Source organism: Litoreibacter albidus (assembly GCF_900107015.1).
Classification (GTDB): domain Bacteria; phylum Pseudomonadota; class Alphaproteobacteria; order Rhodobacterales; family Rhodobacteraceae; genus Litoreibacter; species Litoreibacter albidus.
This window is the reverse complement of the sequence record NZ_FNOI01000003.1, coordinates 173,835-189,861: the sequence shown is the minus strand read 5'-3', so window position 1 is coordinate 189,861 and position 16,027 is coordinate 173,835. Positions and strand designations below refer to the sequence as shown.

The 16,027-nt window shown below is 61.7% G+C and carries 13 protein-coding genes; 6 read left to right on the top strand and 7 right to left on the bottom strand.

Annotated features, from left to right (window positions below; translation table 11 throughout):
* Positions 1–56 precede the first annotated feature (56 nt).
* The 3 genes from alr to BLW66_RS09310 all read right to left on the bottom strand — a co-directional run bounded on the left by alr (position 57) and on the right by BLW66_RS09310 (position 6,041).
* Entirely contained in the window at positions 57–1,076 is a 1,020-nt protein-coding gene (gene alr / locus BLW66_RS09320) for an alanine racemase (RefSeq protein ID WP_089947084.1), read from the bottom strand.
* Positions 1,077–1,143: 67 nt separating this feature from the next.
* Positions 1,144–4,803: an efflux RND transporter permease subunit gene (locus BLW66_RS09315; RefSeq protein ID WP_089946875.1), complete on the bottom strand. Its 3,660-nt coding sequence runs from the start codon at positions 4,801–4,803 to the stop codon at positions 1,144–1,146.
* Positions 4,800–6,041, bottom strand: coding sequence for an efflux RND transporter periplasmic adaptor subunit (locus BLW66_RS09310; RefSeq protein WP_089946874.1), 1,242 nt, complete (start codon positions 6,039–6,041; stop codon positions 4,800–4,802). Before BLW66_RS09310 ends, BLW66_RS09315 begins: the two co-directional genes overlap by 4 nt.
* Positions 6,042–6,304: 263 nt before the next feature.
* On the opposite strand from BLW66_RS09310, the gene BLW66_RS09305 reads away from it, so the two are divergent.
* From BLW66_RS09305 to BLW66_RS09290, 4 genes are all read left to right on the top strand, one after another.
* Positions 6,305–6,955, top strand: coding sequence for a hypothetical protein (locus BLW66_RS09305; RefSeq protein WP_089946873.1), 651 nt, complete (start codon positions 6,305–6,307; stop codon positions 6,953–6,955).
* Positions 6,956–7,046: 91 nt separating this feature from the next.
* Entirely contained in the window at positions 7,047–8,375 is a 1,329-nt protein-coding gene (locus BLW66_RS09300; RefSeq protein WP_089947083.1) for a PQQ-like beta-propeller repeat protein, read from the top strand.
* Positions 8,376–8,425: 50 nt separating this feature from the next.
* Positions 8,426–9,898 carry a ribosome biogenesis GTPase Der gene (der, locus tag BLW66_RS09295; RefSeq protein WP_089946872.1) on the top strand — a complete coding sequence of 491 codons (1,473 nt, stop codon included), beginning with the start codon at positions 8,426–8,428 and terminating at the stop codon, positions 9,896–9,898.
* 191 nt (positions 9,899–10,089) lie between these two features.
* A complete protein-coding gene (locus BLW66_RS09290; protein ID WP_089946871.1) occupies positions 10,090–10,698 on the top strand; it encodes a carboxymuconolactone decarboxylase family protein in 609 nt (202 codons plus the stop codon).
* Positions 10,699–10,767: 69 nt separating this feature from the next.
* On the opposite strand, the gene BLW66_RS09285 is transcribed toward BLW66_RS09290, so the two are convergent.
* The 4 genes from BLW66_RS09285 to pyrC all read right to left on the bottom strand — a co-directional run bounded on the left by BLW66_RS09285 (position 10,768) and on the right by pyrC (position 15,157).
* Complete coding sequence (locus tag BLW66_RS09285) at positions 10,768–11,397, bottom strand: LysE family translocator (protein ID WP_089946870.1); 630 nt, start codon at positions 11,395–11,397, stop codon at positions 10,768–10,770.
* A 225-nt stretch (positions 11,398–11,622) separates the two neighbouring features.
* The gene (locus tag BLW66_RS09280) at positions 11,623–13,137 is read right to left on the bottom strand and encodes a replicative DNA helicase (RefSeq protein ID WP_089946869.1); all 1,515 of its coding nucleotides are present in this window, start codon (positions 13,135–13,137) and stop codon (positions 11,623–11,625) included.
* Between the two features lie 247 nt (positions 13,138–13,384).
* Entirely contained in the window at positions 13,385–14,059 is a 675-nt protein-coding gene (locus tag BLW66_RS09275) for an orotate phosphoribosyltransferase (RefSeq protein ID WP_089946868.1), read from the bottom strand.
* 45 nt (positions 14,060–14,104) lie between these two features.
* On the bottom strand, positions 14,105–15,157 hold the full coding sequence (gene pyrC, locus BLW66_RS09270) for a dihydroorotase (RefSeq protein WP_089946867.1): 1,053 nt from the start codon (positions 15,155–15,157) through the stop codon (positions 14,105–14,107).
* Positions 15,158–15,364: 207 nt separating this feature from the next.
* On the opposite strand from pyrC, the gene BLW66_RS09260 reads away from it, so the two are divergent.
* Both BLW66_RS09260 and BLW66_RS09255 read left to right on the top strand, forming a co-directional pair.
* A complete protein-coding gene (locus tag BLW66_RS09260; RefSeq protein ID WP_089946865.1) occupies positions 15,365–15,664 on the top strand; it encodes a hypothetical protein in 300 nt (99 codons plus the stop codon).
* Positions 15,665–15,797: 133 nt separating this feature from the next.
* On the top strand, positions 15,798–16,016 hold the full coding sequence (locus BLW66_RS09255; protein ID WP_089946864.1) for a hypothetical protein: 219 nt from the start codon (positions 15,798–15,800) through the stop codon (positions 16,014–16,016).
* Positions 16,017–16,027 lie beyond the last annotated feature (11 nt).

Genomic DNA, 16,027 nt, shown 5'->3' with positions numbered 1-16,027 from the left:
GGCCAGCGCCGACAGGGTCAGCGCGCCAAGGACGGCGATGGGCGTCAGAACACGGCTCACGCGTAGGACCGTGTGTAGCGGTGGCCAAGGGATGTCAGGATCTCATAGCCAATGGTGCCAGCCGCATCCGCCAATTGGTCAACGCTTTGCTGCGGGCCAAGGATGCTCAGGTGCGTGGGGACGTCATCCAGATGGGTTACGTCCACGGTGATCAGGTCCATCGACACGCGGCCCACAAGGGGGCAGGGGGTCTCGCCCGCATAAAGCGTGGCGGTGCTGGACATCGCGCGGATCAGCCCGTCGGCGTAGCCGCCCGAAACGGTGGCGATGACGCGTTTGCTGTCCGCGACGTAGGACTGCGCGTAGCCCACGGCCTCCCCCGGATCGACGGTGCGGGTCTGGATCACGGGCAGATCAAGGCCGACAACGGGTTTCGCGCCCGCAAATGGCAGCCCGCCATAAAGCCCAACGCCGGGGCGGGTCATGTCAAAGTGGTATTCGGGGCCAAGCAGGATGCCCCCCGTCGCCGCGAGCGAGCGCGGGGCGAGGATGCCAGCGGTCATGTCAAGAAATGCCTTAAGCTGGGCGGCGTTGGCGGGGTGGTCCGGCTCATCCGCGCAGGCCAGATGCGACATCACAAGGGTGGCGTCCTGGCTCATCGCAGGGGACCAGTCGCTGGCCTCAATGCCAAGGCGGTTCATGCCCGTGTCGAGCTGCAACCCGAAGGGGTGATCTGGCAGCTGCGACTGGTGGCGGGCGACTTGCTCGGGCGAATTCAGGAGCGGCACCGCGCCCAGATCGGACAGGGTTTGCGTCTCGCCGTCCATATGGCCGGAAAAGACGTAGATCACCGGATCAGGCCCAAGGGAGGCGCGCAGGGCGGTTGCCTCCTCTGCGGTGGCCACAAAGAATGTCCGCACGCCAGCCTCTGCCAACGCTTTGGACACGCGGCCCGCGCCCAGCCCGTAGCCGTCGGCTTTTACAACGGCGCCTGTGTCGGTGGCGGATTGGCGGTCCAGCGCGCGCCAGTTGTCCACCAGCGCGGTCAGGTCAATATGAAGCGTTCCAGTTCCCATAGGGTCTGGGTGAAACATGGGGGGGGGAAGGTCAAGGGGTTTCGATCCCCCGCGACGCTTCCCCGCTTTATTCCGCCGCCCGCAGGGTGCCCGACTTGGGGCCGCCCTTCGGGTCGTCGTTGTCGGCGGTTTTGCTGTCCAATGCCTCTAGGTCTTGGGCCGCCTTGGAGAGCTTTGCTTTTGCCGCCCTTAGCGTCTTTTGCGCGTCTTTCAGAACCGCGTCGCCGTCGCGCGTGGCGGGGGCGTCGGGGTCGGACCACAAGATCAGCGGGTCGCGGACCTTGCGCGCGCTTTTGTTCAGCGCCAGATCACGCGCAGTGCGCGACCCGCGCCCGCCCAAGGCACGCAATTGGCGTATGGACGCATAGGCCCCCATGGAGATCCACACCCGCAGCGCCAGCATGGCAGGGGTCAGCACCAACGTCAGCACGGTTGCCACGCCCAGCCCGAAGACCACCGCCGTTGCCAGCTGCTTCCACCACAGCGCGGTGGGGCTGTCGATGGAGTAGCCGCCGCCGAAGAAGTCGAGGCTGAGACCGAACATCATCGGTGCAAGGCCTGCCATTGTGGTGATGGTGGTCAGCAACACGGGGCGGATGCGGGCCTCTGCGGTGCGGGTGATCGCCTCCAGACGGGGCATGTAGCGGGAGTACTCTTGGTAGGTGTCGATCAACACAATGTTGTTATTGACCACGATCCCCGCAAGCGCGACGACCCCCGTGCCGGTCATGATGATGGAGAACGCCTGATCCATGACCAGCATCCCGATCAGCACGCCGGTGGTGGACAAGACTACCGCCAGCAGCACCAGAACGGAGTTGTAGAAGGAGTTGAACTGCGCCAGCAGGATCACGAACATCAGCCCAAGGGCGGCAAGGAAGGCGTTGCCAAGGAAGGCTTGGCTTTCGGCCTCTTCCTCGGTGTCGCCCGCCCATTCAAAGGTGACGGAGGCGGGCAGGGGCGTGTCGGTTTCCAGCCAGTCGGTCAGATAGGCGATACGCTCGTTCGGATTCATGATGTCGCCGTCAGCGTTGCGCAGGTCGGGGGCAACATCGGCCTTCACGTCGAAGTAGCGGGTTTGGTCCACGCGGTCGATCTGGCCCAGCTTTGCCACGGGTTTGCGGGTGATGAAGTTGGACAGCGGAATCAGCCCGTCCGGCGTGCGCACCTTGAGGTTGTCCAAGGTGGACAACACGCGGCTTTCTTCGGGCAGGCGGACGCGGATTTCGATTTCCTCGTCGGAGCTGTCGACGCGCATGGTGTCGAGCAGCAACCCACGGGTGACAAGCTGCACCATCGCGCCCACGGTGGCGACGTCGGCCTTGTAGCGGCCTGCGGCCTCCACATCGACGTCGATTTGCCAGTCGATACCGGGCAGGGGCAGGGTGTCCTCAATCGTGATCAGCCCGTCGGTGTCTTCGAACTTGGCGCGGGCGATGCGGGTGGCCTCTTGCAACTCATCCCAATTGTCGCCTTTCAGGCGCAGGTTCACCGGCTTGCCGCCTGCGGGGCCACGGTCCTGACTTAGGATTTCGGTATAGATGCCGGGAATGGCGTCCATCTTGGCCTGCATTTCGTCAAGGATATCCGTGTCGTCACGGCGCTTGCCCCATTCGGCCAGCTCAATCTGGATTTGCCCGATGGTGTCGAGCGGACCAGTTGCGCCGCCCGTGTTGGTGTCGAGCCCGCCTTCGCCCGCGAAGGCGAAGATCGAGTCGATGCCGTCAACGCTGGCAATCTGGTCTTCGACCTGCCGCACGAGACCGTCTTTTTCCTTGAGGCTCAGGTTGCCACGGGCGCGTACGTAAATGATCGCCTGCTCGGTCTCGGATTCCACGAAGAACTCGACGCCGTTGTTGTTGGCCGAGAAGGTCACGAAGGTCATCATCACGAAGGCCCCCACCGCGCCGATGGCTATCAGCGGCATGATCGGATTGCCCGCGATGAACTTGGTGAAATGCCCGAAGGCCGTGCGGCGGTAGCCCGCGTTGATGCGGCGGGCGCGGCGCGCACCGGACACGGACCCCATCGCGGCAGAGGCAAACATGGCGGCAAAGGTGAAGAACACCCCGCCAAAGACCATGACCCCGACGCCGCCTTGCCCGCGCGGGATGGGCAACAGGTAGCTGGGGTTCAGCAACTGCATGGCCGCGGTGAACAGCAAGATCATGGCAAGGGCGACCAACGCCAAGCGAAGGACGATGTGGAAGCCGCGCAGGAAGCCGGAGGCGCGGGTGATCATCCGCGAGATGCGGCCCGACACGCCGCCCATAACGGGCAGGTAGATCAGCGCCACGATCAACGACGCGGAGAGCACGAAGATCAGCGTGACCGGCAACATGCCCATAAATTCACCCGGAACACCCGGCCAGAACAGCATCGGCAGAAACGCACAAAGCGTGGTGGCGGTGGAGGACACGATGGGCCAGAACATGCGCTTCGCGGCGTCGGTATAGGCCTGCATCGGCCCCGCGCCCTCGTCGATGCGCTTGTCGGCGTATTCGACCACCACGATGGCCCCGTCCACCAGCATGCCTACGGCAAGGATCAGCCCGAACATCACGATGTTGGAGATGGAAATGCCCATGATGCCCAGCAAGATGAAGCACAACAGAAACGACGTCGGGATCGCGAAACCCACCAGCAGGGCGGAGCGTGTTCCGAGCGACGCCAAGACCACAATCATCACCAGCGCAATCGCCGTCAGGACGGAGCCTTCAAGCTGCTGCACCATGTTGTTCACGGTCTTCGACTGGTCCAGCGTGACGTCGACGCGAATGGCGTCGCGCAGTTCTTGCGGCCAGCCTTTTTGCACGTCGGCCACGGTGTCGCGCACCAGCTGCGCGGTGTCGATGATGTTGTAGCCCTTCCGCTTGACCACTTGCAGCGCCACGGTGTCATTGCCGTTGAAGCGCGCGGTGCCGGTGCGGTCCTCGAAGGTCAGGCGGATGTCGGCCAGCTCCCCCAATGTGACCACGCGGTCGCCATTGACCTTGATCGGCAGCTTGTAGACGTCGAGCGGCTCGTCGAAAGAGGCGGGGATTTTGACGGAGAACGCGCCTTGGTCGGTCTCCACTTCACCCGCCGCGATCAGCAGGTTGTTGCTGGTCACCACGTTGATCAACTCCCCCGCAGAGACGTTGTAGGCCTCCAGCGCCAAGGGGTCGATGATGACTTCCAGCATCTCGTCGCGCTGGCCTGCAAGGCCCGCTTCCAAGATCGGCGGCATGGCTTCGATCACGTCTTGCAGGTCTTTGGCGACCTTGGTGAGCGTGCGTTCCGGCAGGTCGCCCGACAGGGAGACGATGACAATCGGGAACTCGGAGAAGTTGATCTCGATAAGGTTGTACTGCTCCGCGCCGTCGGGGAATTCGGCCTGCGCCTGTCCCATCTTGTCGCGCACATCGGCGAGGATTTTGGTTTTGTCCCAGCCGAATTCGAACTCCATCGCCACGCCCGCGTAATTCTCGGCGGCGGTGCCGGACAGGGTTTTCAGCCCGTCGAGGTCTTGCAGCTTGGTCTCCATCACCTTGACCAACAACTTCTCGCTGTCCTCGGCGGAGATGCCGGGGAAGGGGACAGAGACGAAGAGCGCGGGAATTTCGATGTCCGGCTCCCCTTCCTTGGGCAGACCGGTATAGGCAAAGGCCCCGATCACCACCGACATCACAATGAAGGCGATGATCATGCGGGCCCGTTCGCTGGCCCAATCGACCATACCAGTCATGATTTCGATCCCGCGTAGGTCGCCTTGATCGCCACGCCGTCGGTGACGTAATCCTGCCCGACGGTGATGATCGACGCCTGTTCTGGCAGGCCCGACACCCACATGCCGTCGACGGTGTCGCGCAGGATGGTGATGGGCGTGAAGGCCGCCTTGTCGTCATCGGTGGCGATCTGGAGGCCCAGCGTGCCTTGGTCGTTCAACGTCAGCGCGGACGCGGGGACGAGGTGGGCTTTCTGCCCCTCCGCCCCGATCAGGATTTCGGCGGTTTGGCCGTCGCGCAACTGCAAGTCATCGTTGTCCACGGTAATTTCCACGCGAAAGGTGCGGGTTTCGGGGTCGGATGAGCGCGACATGAAGGTGACGCGCCCCTCCACGGTTTGGTTCGCGGTGGTACGCCCGCCAGCGCGCGCGCCCACGTCGACCTTGGCGACCTCGGTTTCGGGCACGAAGGCCACCAGTTTGATCGGGTTAAGCTGTATGACTGTGGCGCAGAGCCCGCCGGGCTGCATTAGGGCGCCAAGTTCTGCGGTATCGGTTTCCAGCAGGCCACCGAAGGGGGCGGTGATCCTAAGGCGGGCGATTTCGTTCTTCGCCGCCGCAATCGCGGCCTCTGCGGCCAAGATGCCGGCGCGGGCGCTTTCAACACCGGCGCGCGCGGTCTCTACTGTGGCGAGGGCGGATTGCACGGCGGCCTGCGTCCCTGCCACGCGGATGTCGGAGGCAAAGCCGTCAGCGGAGAGCTGTTTGGCGGCGTTGTCGTTGATCTGCGCTTCTTTCAAACGGGCTTCGGCCTCCAGCACGCGGCCTTGGGCTTCGGGCAGGCGGGCCTTGGCTTCGGGGTAGCGCGCCTGCGCTTCTGCCAGTGCCGATTGGCGGGTTCCGGGGGCGATCTCGCACAAAAGCTGGCCTGCCTCGACATATGCGCCCTTGCGCAGTGGCTCCGAGCTGACGAGGCCGGACGTCTCGGCGCGGACGTCAACTTGGCGGGCGGCTTCGGTGCGGCCGCGCAGCAGAACCGCGTTGTCGATGGCCTGCGCAGTCGAGCGCATGGCGACGACGGAGACGACGCGCGCGCCTTCTGCTTCTGGTTCTTCAGTTGTTTCAGCTGTCGTTTCGGTGGCCGTGGGGGGCGGGGTATCGCCGCCGTTGGCAAAGCCAAGCAAACGGTCGCGCTCAAACACAATAAGGTAGAGCGCGAGGGTCACCACGATTGCTGTGACGATCGAGAAGAAACGCATATATTTAATCCCTGTGCCGGACTCGGCTTCAAAAAATTGGGTCACGGCCAGGCAAATATCTAAACCGATCGGTTCAAAATACAGTTTATTTTTGAATTTCGCAAGAGGCTAAGGGTCGCAGCCATGCGCATGTGCTGTGCACAGCCAGCGTGGCCAAGCCCGCGCCGCGAATTCCTGCGTGCTTCATAGCAATGTGCCTTTGCACTTGGCAAGGTTTAACCCTTCGGGGTATGCCTCGCGGAACAGATACACGGAGAACACCTGTGAGCCAAACTGACAGCTTTATCGAAGAGGTGACCGAAGAGGTCCGCCGCGACCGTTTGTTTACCCTCATCAAGAAATGGGGCTGGGTTGCTGTTCTGGCCGTTTTGTTGATCGTTGGTGGCGCGGCCTACAATGAATACCGCAAAGCGACGGTGAAAGCGGAAGCGGAAGCATTCGGAGACACCCTGTTGGCTGGCATTGACGCTGACGACGCAGGCGCCACCTTGGGCAAGATCGAGGCCGCCAACCCGCAGCAAGCCGCGATTGCGGGCCATCTGGCCGCCGCAGACGCGCTTGCGGGGGACAACGCGGAGTTCGGCATTCAGCAACTCGACACGGTCATTGGCACCGAGGGCGCACCAGCCGTCTACACGGAACTGGCGCAGCTAAAGCGCGCATTGGCGTTGCCGCCGGAAACCCCCTTAGAAGAACGCCGCGCGGCGTTTGAAGCGCTGGCCGTGCCGGGGGCACCGTTTCAGCCGCTGGCCGAAGAACAACTGGCGCTGATTGCCGCAGAGACCGGCGACACGGACACCGCCGTCGAGATCCTGCGCGGGGTGCTGGCATCGGCCAAAATCACACCGGGGTTGCAACGTCGCGCGTCAGAGTTGATTGTGGCTCTGGGTGGCGAACTCGCAAGCGCCCAATAAGACACGCGAACGACATACGACGGACCAAATGACCGCGCCCACAAAAGCGCGGCAACGTACGACAAAAGAAGGGTCAGCAGGGGCTATGGGCATGAAATTTTCCAAGACTTCACTGACGAGCGTGGCGGTCTGCGCCTTGCTTGCACTGGGTGCATGTGGCGAAGAAGAGCTGGTGCTGGACGGCAAACGCTATGATGTGCGCGCCGGCCTTCCGGGTTCAGAGGATGCGGGCGGCGGGGTCGTGAACCTGACCAAGGAATTCCGCGCCCCTGCGCAAAAGAACTATTCCAGCTGGACACACCGCGGCGGGAACTCTGCCCATAAGGCGGCGCATCCGGCGCTGAACGCGACGCTGACCCCGATCTGGACCGCCAACATCGGCAAGGGCAACACCCGCAAGGGTCGCATCACCGCTGACCCGATTGTCGCGGGGGGGCGCATCTTCACGATGGACAGCGCGTCTATGGTTACGGCCACAGGCTCTGATGGGGCGACGCTCTGGAGCCGCGCGTTGACGCCAGCCACCGACAAAGAGGGCGACGCCACCGGCGGCGGCTTGGCCTTTGCGGATGGCACGATCTTTGCCACCACGGGCTTTGGCGAACTCTTCGCGATTGAGGCCACATCTGGGGCCGTGCAATGGCGCCAGAAGCTGGACGCGCCACTGACCTCCGCCCCGACAATTGACGGCGGGTTGGTCTATGTGGTCAGCCGCGACAGCCAAGCATGGGCGCTGGACACCAAGCAGGGCCGCATCAAGTGGCAATTGCCCGGCACGCCGTCGAACGCGGCGATTGCGGGCGGCTCCGGCCCCGCGATTGCGTCGCGGTTGGTGGTGTTCCCGTTCAGCTCCGGCGAATTGGCGGCCGCTTTGAAAAAATCGGGCATCCGTGTTTGGGGTTCCTCGGTCGCGGGCAAGCGCAAGGGCGTGGCTTATGCCACGATCTCCGACGTGACAGGCGACCCTGTGATCGACAACGGCGTTGTCTATGCGGGCAACCAGTCGGGCCGCGTTGTGGCGATGGAGGCCTCCTCTGGGGAGCGCATCTGGACCGCACGCGAAGGGACTTACTCGCCGGTTTGGCCGTCGGGGGACAGCGTGTTCTTGGTCTCTGACCAGAACGAGTTGCTGCGTCTGGACCGCGCCACCGGAGAGCGTATCTGGGGCGTGGAGCTGCCGTATTACACTGCCAAGAAGCTGCGCAAGCGTGATGAGATTTATGCTCACTACGGCCCCATCCTTGCGGGTGGCCGTCTGGTTGTGGCGTCCAACGACGGCAAAATCCGCAGCTACGACCCTGCGTCCGGTGCCCTTGTGGGGACGACGGATGTGAAGGGCGGCGCGGCCTCTGCACCGGCGATTGTGAACGGCACGCTTTACGTGATCACCGGCAAGGGGCAACTCGCCGCTTTCCGTTGACGGCATTTGCCTGTATGACGCGCGTCTGACCGTCCATCGGAGCTATTGTCATGTCTTTCACCCTCGCCATTGTTGGCCGTCCCAATGTTGGCAAATCCACGCTGTTTAACCGTCTGGTGGGCAAGCGCCTTGCGCTGGTCGATGACCAACCGGGTGTGACCCGCGACCTGCGCGAAGGCGCGGCGCGTCTGGGGGACTTGAAGTTCACCATCATCGACACCGCTGGTCTGGAAATGGCCACTGACGAGTCGCTGCAGGGCCGTATGCGGATGCTGACGGAGCGCGCTGTGGAAATGGCAGACGCCTGCCTGTTTATTATCGACGCGCGCGCGGGTGTTTTGCCTGCCGACGAGATTTTCGCCGACATCCTGCGCAAGAAGAATGCGCATGTGATCCTTGCCGCGAACAAGGCCGAGGGCAAGGCGGGTGAGGCCGGTTTGATGGAGGCCTATTCGCTTGGTCTGGGGGAGCCGCTGGGCCTGTCCGCAGAGCACGGCGAAGGCATGGCCGATCTGGCTTACGTGCTGCGCCCGCTGATTGATCTGGCAGAGGCCGCGCATGTGGACCACACGCCGTTGGTTGACGTTGATCTGACCGAAGAAGACGAGGAACTTGGCGAAGACGAGGTGGTTGAATACATCCCGCCAACCTCTTCAAAACCTTTGCAAATTGCCGTTGTTGGCCGCCCGAATGCGGGCAAGTCCACGTTGATTAACAAGATCCTTGGCGAAGAGCGTTTGCTGACTGGCCCTGAGGCTGGGATCACCCGCGATGCGATCTCCGTGATGACCGAATGGTCCGGCACGCCGATGCGGATTTTCGACACGGCGGGGATGCGCAAGAAGGCGAAAGTCCAAGACAAACTAGAGAAACTGTCGGTGTCTGACGGGCTGCGCGCGGTGAAATTTGCCGAAGTCGTGGTGGTTCTTCTGGACGTCGACATCCCGTTCGAGCAGCAGGATTTGCGCATCGCCGATCTGGCTGAACGCGAAGGCCGTGCAGTGGTTCTGGCCGTCAACAAGTGGGACACCGAAGGCGACAAGCAAGACAAGCTCAAGCAGTTGAAAGAACAGTTCACGCGGCTGTTGCCGCAGCTGCGCGGCGCGCCGTTGATCACTGTGTCCGCGCTGACGGGTCGGGGGCTGGAGCGTCTGCACGACGCCATTCTGGAAGCGCACCAAGTGTGGAACCGCCGTGTCAGCACGTCGGCGCTTAACCGCTGGCTGGTTGGCATGTTGGAGCAGCACCCGCCACCCGCGCCACAAGGCAAACGCATCAAACTGCGCTACATGACGCAAGTGAAGGCGCGGCCACCGGGATTCGTTGTGATGGCGTCGCACCCAGATTTGCTGCCCGCCAGCTACTCGCGCTATCTGGTGAACGGTCTGCGCGAAGACTTCGACATGCCGGGCACGCCGATCCGGTTGTTCATGCGGTCGCAAAACGAAGATAACCCTTTCAAGGGACGCAAGAAAGCGCCGCCGTCGAAGCTGCGTAAACACTTGTCTGGTCGCAAGACCTAGTCTGGGAAAAAGCAGAACCGCCGCTGGAATTGCGGCGGTTCGTGGAAACCTCACACCTGCTTTATGTTAAGAGGGTTTTCCTGGAATTAGAGCAGGACGGACCGGTCTCTAAAGTCACCATAGCACATTTTGGCTAGATTCGCGCCCCTCAATTGGCGAAGCTTGCGGCGACCCGCGCAAGGAGCCCGATGATGAGCTGGATTAAGACCATTCCCTATGATGAGGCCGACGCCCGCCTAAAGCCGCTGTACGACCGTGTGACGGGGCCGGATGGCAACGTAGACAACATCATGATGTCCCACTCCCTGAGGCCGCATTCGATGGAGGGGCATATGCTTCTCTATAAGAACTGTATCCACCATGCGTCGAACACCGTGCCCAAGTGGTTTTTGGAAACTATCGGAGTATATGTCAGCCTGTTGAATGGCTGTGACTACTGTGTAGAGCATCACTTTGCGGGGCTGCGCCGGTTGCTGGCGGATGACCTGCACGCCAATGAGATACGCGCAGCACTGGAAGCCCGCGCGCCGCAAGACACGCCGCTGGACGCATTGCACCACACCGGTTTGGCCTATGCGCAGAAGCTGACGGTTTCCGCCGCAAATATGATAGAGGCGGATGTAGCTGCGCTGCGCAATGCGGGGTGGGATGATGGGCAGATATTGGAGATCAACCAAGTAACCGCCTATTTCAACTACGCCAACCGCACGGTTCTGGGCTTGGGCTGCTCGCTAAAGGGTGATGTGCTGGGCCTGTCGCCTAACAATTCAGATGACCCTGACGATTGGGGGCATAGGTAGGCTGAGACAGGGGCGTTCTGGTGACTAATTGATATCAGCTATGCAGGCCAAAGCTGACCTTGCTCTCTGTTACTGGGTGCGCCTGAACGCCGCTGTTGCAAGCCCCATTGCCACCAACGCACCGCCACCGAGCCGTGAAAACCATGCCAACACCGATGGTCTTGAAATCTTGGCCCGTAGTTTGTCAGCCAAGAGCGCATAGGCTAGCGCGTTGATTGAAGCCAGCCCGACGAATGTGGCGATCAAGATTGCAAACTGCGGCAACAGAGGGCTTTCAACGACAACAAACTGGGGCACAAAAGCAATAAAGAACACGATAGACTTGGGATTGAGGGCTGTCACAGCCGCCGCGTGACCGAAAACGCTGGACGCTTTCGTCTCTGTCAGCGTTTCAAGGTCGCCCAACGAAGCCGTTGGAGCACTGCGAAAAAGTTTGACGCCCAAATAGATAAGATAGACGGCCCCCACCCACTTCAAAATGGTGAACAGAGTTGCCGACGCGAGCACCAAAGCACCTAGACCTGCAAGAGATGCTGACATTGCAATGAAGTCTCCCAACGCCACGCCGCCAACAGTTGCAAGCGCGACCCTCTTACCTTGGCTCATGGCATAGCTTAGCACGAGCAGGACCGTTGGGCCGGGAATGAGTAGAAGCGCAGTTGATGCCGCGACAAACGCTAGCCAAATTTGAAAATTCATTGAATTACCTTTCAAGACGTTCAATCAGCTAGCCATAGCATCAGCAGGCTGTAAATCACCTCATTGAGAGAAATCCGCGATGCAGCATCCGGCATTTTGAGCTAGAAGCAGACCTTCGCCGCACGTAAGATCAATGTCCGTTTAAGAGTTTGACCAACTCGTCAGGTAAGCTAAAGCGAAGGACGCAGCCCGACGTGACCTTGAATGCAATCCAGCCTTGGACACCTAGAACTCGCCGCCACCGCCGCCTTCGCCCTCTTGCCAAGGCTTGATCAGGTTGCCGAAGCGGGTGAAACGGCCCTCGAACGACAGCTCTACAGAGCCAATTGGCCCGTGACGCGCCTTGCCGATGATGACTTCGGCCTTACCGTGGCAGTGCGACATCTCGTTTTGCCAGTTCGCCATTTTCTCTAGCTCGTGGTCGGCGGGCTTTTCGCGTTCTTTGTAGTATTCCTCGCGGTACACGAACATCACGACGTCCGCATCCTGCTCGATCGAGCCGGATTCGCGAAGGTCGGACAGTTGCGGGCGCTTATCTTCGCGGCTCTCCACGTTCCGTGACAGCTGGGACAGCGCGATCACCGGAATGTTCAATTCCTTGGCGATGGCCTTCAGGCCTTGGGTGATTTCCGAGACCTCGTTCACGCGGCTGTCTTTGGCGGTCGCGGGGCGCACCAGCTGCAAATAGTCGATGATCAGCACATCGAGGCCATGGCTGCGTTTCAGGCGGCGTGCGCGGGCGGCAAGCTGCGAAATCGGCAGGGCAGGTGTGTCGTCGATGAACAGAGGGCAGGATTCCAGCGCCTTGGCCGCCTCCACGAAGCGGCGGAACTCCGTCTCGTTCATGTCGCCTTTGCGGATTTGCTCGGACGGCACCTCTGCGGCCTCGGACAGGACACGCGCGGCAAGCTGTTCGGCGCTCATCTCCAGTGAGAAGAAGCCGACCGCGCCGCCTTCAACAGCACCTTCCGTGCCGTCGTGGGTCTGGCCCTTCTTGTAGGCCTTGGCGACGTTGAACGCGATGTTGGTCGCCAGCGAGGTTTTCCCCATGGAGGGGCGTCCGGCGAGGATCAAAAGGTCCGAGCGGTGCAGGCCCCCCAGCTTTTTGTCCATATCAATCAAGCCGGTAGAGATACCCGCCAGACCGCCGTCGCGCTGGTAGGCAGCGTTGGCGACCTCCACGGCTTCGGTCACGGCTTTCAGGAAGCTTTGAAAGCCGCTTTCGGCTTGACCAGCCTCCGCCAGTGCATAGAGGCGCTGCTCCGCGTCGACGATCTGGCTGGAGGGATCACTTTCAGTGTCGACCTTACCGGCCTTCAGGGCAATTTCCTGACCCAGCTCGATCAGCTCTCGGCGGATCGCGAGGTCGTAGATCATCTGCGCGTAGTCACGCGCGGCAAAGGCGGAAATCGACGCGCCTTGCAGGCGCACCAGATAGGCGGGGCCGCCCAGCTCTTGCAGGCCCTCGTCGTCCTCAAAGTAGGGTTTCAACGTGACGGGAGAGACCAGCAGGTTTTTGTGGATGCGGGTCGCGGCGGTCTCGTAAATGCGGCGGTGTACGGGATCGAAGAAATGCTCCGCCGAGATGACGGAGGCCACGCGGTCGAACACGTCGTTGTTAGTCAGAATCGCGCCCAAAAGCTGCTGTTCGGCTTCAATGTTATGTGGCAACGCGCCAGCAGTATCGACATGCACAGATGCGCCTGGCCCTGGATTAGGCGCCGTACTCAAATCGTTCATTACAATCCCCTTGTCCCTGAGTAAGACCAATGACCGATCCCGCGAGAGGGATCAATCTGGATATCCTGTGGGTAACTTTTTTACGGAGCTTTACGTCGCTATATTGCGGCAAGGCGGTGCTTTGCGTCAACATGTAGACTGCGCGGCCCGAGATAACCCGCGCCGCATAACGCCACGGAACCTGCTTTGGCGCGGCGTGGAGCGGTGGTGGGCGTGCGGGCGCAAGGTTGCGCCCGCGACCGAGTCGTTACCCGTTTGCGGCTTGCCATTCGGCGGGGTTGCGCAGGAATTTTTCCACCTCTGCCAGCGTTTCCGCGTCGAAGGTTTCTTGTTCCTTGGCGACCGCCAAAACATCCCACCATGTGCACAAGGAATGCAGCGAAATGCCGTGTTGGCCCAGCCGTTCACGGGTGTCGGGGAAGATGTCGTAGAAGAAGATCACGGCCGTGTGCGCGCAGGTGGCGCCGGTCTCGCGGATGGCCTCCACGAAGCTGACCTTGGAGCCGCCGTCGGTGGTCATGTCCTCCACCAGCAGCACGCGCTGGCCTTCGGTCATCTCGCCCTCGATGCGGGCGTTGCGTCCGTAGCCTTTGGCCTTCTTGCGCACATAGGTCATCGGCAGGGCCATGCGCTCCGCGATCAGCGCCCCGAAGGGGATGCCCGCCGTTTCGCCGCCAGCGACGTTGTCGAAGGCCTCAAACCCCGCGTCGCGCATGATGGTGCAGGCCAGAAAATCCATCAGCGTGGTGCGTATCCGCGGGAAAGAGATCAGCTTGCGGCAATCCACATATGTGGGGGCCTTCTTGCCGGAGGCATGGGTGAAAGGCTCGCGGGCGTTGAAGTGAACCGCGCCAACCTCAAGCAGCATGGAGGCGGAGAGGCGGGCGATTTCTTCGCGGGTCGGGTAGGTGGTCGGGATCATATGGGTGGTCCTTGTGGCGGGCGGCGGATCCTCCGGAGGAGGTATTTAAGAAGCAGTGATAGGGTCGCTGACGCGCCAATGCAGCGGCATCTGCGGGTCGAATACGGTGACATCGCCCTGGGCGGTGGCGATATGGTCCGGATAGGTGACGGGATCCCCTTTGGTGAGCGTCAGCTTGGCCGTGTTGGGGGCCATCTTGTAGAAGGCGGGGCCGTTCAGCGAGGTGAAGCGCTCCAGTTTGTCTAGGGCGTTTTGCTGCTCGAAGACCTCGGCGAGGATCGACATGGTGTTGGTCGCGGTAAAGCAACCCGCGCAGCCGCAGGGCAGCAGTTTGTTGGCATCCGTGTGCGGCGCGCTGTCGGTGCCGAGAAAGAAGCTGTTGTCGCCAGAGGTTGCGGCGGCCACCAGCGCTTGGCGGTGCTCCTCGCGTTTGGCGACGGGGAGGCAGTAGTAATGCGGCTTGATGCCGCCTGCGAGGATATGGTTGCGGTTGATGACCAGATGGTGCGTGGTGATCGTGGCCGCGAGGGTATCGCCGCCTTCGCGCGCATAGTCCGCGCCTTGCTTGGTGGTGATATGCTCCATCACCACCCGCAGGCCGGGCACGGCGCGGCGGATCGGGTCGAGCACAGTGTCGATGAACACCGCTTCGCGGTCGAAGATGTCGACATCGGGGGAGGTGACCTCCCCGTGGACGCAGAGTGGCAGGCCGATTTGCGCCATGTTTTCCAGCACGCGTTGCACCTTGGAGAAATCCGCAACGCCGGAGGCGGAGTTGGTCGTGGCACCCGCCGGATACAGCTTCACGGCGTGGATCAGGCCGATTTCGGCGGCGGCGCGTAGGTCTTTGACGTCGGTATCCTCGGTCAGATAAAGCGTCATCAACGGTTGAAACTTGGAGTTGTCGGGCTTGGCCGACATGATCCGGTCACGGTATTCTGCCGCGTCCTTCGCGGTGACCACGGGCGGGATCAGGTTGGGCATGATGATGGCGCGGCCGAAATGGCGGGCGGTTTCGGGCAGCACTGCCTTGAGCATATCGCCGTCGCGCAGGTGCAAGTGCCAGTCATCGGGTTGGGTGATGGTCAAGCTGGTCATTGTGGGCCCCTTATGTCTGCGGGCGTGATTAGCGCGTCGGCGGCCCCAAGGCCAGAGGGGGCGGCGCGGTTGGTGCAAAAAGCAGCGATGGGTGTCGGCAAAAAAATGCGCGGGCGTCTGATTGGCGTGCTATTTCAGGTGCAGCGGGGGCTAGGTGTGGTAGCCACCGTGCCAACAAGCATGAACAGGGTGTGAGGGATCAGGCAGATGATGAAAGCGGTAGGGATCGGCGCGGCGCTGGTGATGATGGCGGGGTGCACCCCGACGAGCTACCTTGTGCCGGAGGTGAGCGAGCGCAACGCGGGGGACGTGGCGGGTTGCAAGGATTTGGGGCGCGTGCGCGGCATTCCGGGCGTTTACGGTGCGCTGCGCGAAATCGGCTTGAAGGACGCGCGACGTGCGGCGAAAGTGAAGGCCAAAGAGGTGGGCGGCAACGTGGTGGTGTTTGATCCGGTGGCCGAAGGCGAGACAGTTTATGAGCTCTCCGCGCAGGTATATGCCTGCTAAATCAGCAGTTTATTAATCAGGGTTGCGTTTGCTGCATTGCGGCAATGCGCAATTGGGCCTGCTCATATCCGGCGAGGGTTCCTATGTTTGTCTCAAGGCACGCAGGACGCGTGCACACAGATGGAGACGACAAATGGCCTATATCACCCACGCCCAACCGACCTCGCTGTTCGCCCGTATCGGCGATTTCTTCATGGCGATGTTCAACTCGATCGACCTTGCCGCCAGCGCCAATGCCCGTATCGCGCAGATGGAAAAGCTGAACGCCAAGTCTGACGAAGAGCTGTCCGCCATGGGCATGCGCCGCGAAGACATCGCACGTTACGTGTTCCGCGATATCTACCACATTTGACGACAACGCGC

Excerpts from the sequence above, each read along its gene's own strand:
- alr (WP_089947084.1), bottom strand. The coding sequence starts at position 1,076 with ATGGGAACTGGAACGCTTCATATTGACCTGACCGCGCTGGTGGACAAC.
- BLW66_RS09260 (WP_089946865.1), top strand. The coding sequence starts at position 15,365 with ATGATGAAAGCGGTAGGGATCGGCGCGGCGCTGGTGATGATGGCGGGG.
- BLW66_RS09280 (WP_089946869.1), bottom strand. The coding sequence starts at position 13,137 with ATGAACGATTTGAGTACGGCGCCTAATCCAGGGCCAGGCGCATCTGTG.
- BLW66_RS09275 (WP_089946868.1), bottom strand. The coding sequence starts at position 14,059 with ATGATCCCGACCACCTACCCGACCCGCGAAGAAATCGCCCGCCTCTCC.
- pyrC (WP_089946867.1), bottom strand. The coding sequence starts at position 15,157 with ATGACCAGCTTGACCATCACCCAACCCGATGACTGGCACTTGCACCTG.
- BLW66_RS09315 (WP_089946875.1), bottom strand. The coding sequence starts at position 4,803 with ATGACTGGTATGGTCGATTGGGCCAGCGAACGGGCCCGCATGATCATC.
- BLW66_RS09290 (WP_089946871.1), top strand. The coding sequence starts at position 10,090 with ATGAGCTGGATTAAGACCATTCCCTATGATGAGGCCGACGCCCGCCTA.
- BLW66_RS09300 (WP_089947083.1), top strand. The coding sequence starts at position 7,047 with ATGAAATTTTCCAAGACTTCACTGACGAGCGTGGCGGTCTGCGCCTTG.
- BLW66_RS09310 (WP_089946874.1), bottom strand. The coding sequence starts at position 6,041 with ATGCGTTTCTTCTCGATCGTCACAGCAATCGTGGTGACCCTCGCGCTC.
- BLW66_RS09255 (WP_089946864.1), top strand. The coding sequence starts at position 15,798 with ATGGCCTATATCACCCACGCCCAACCGACCTCGCTGTTCGCCCGTATC.
- BLW66_RS09285 (WP_089946870.1), bottom strand. The coding sequence starts at position 11,397 with ATGAATTTTCAAATTTGGCTAGCGTTTGTCGCGGCATCAACTGCGCTT.
- der (WP_089946872.1), top strand. The coding sequence starts at position 8,426 with ATGTCTTTCACCCTCGCCATTGTTGGCCGTCCCAATGTTGGCAAATCC.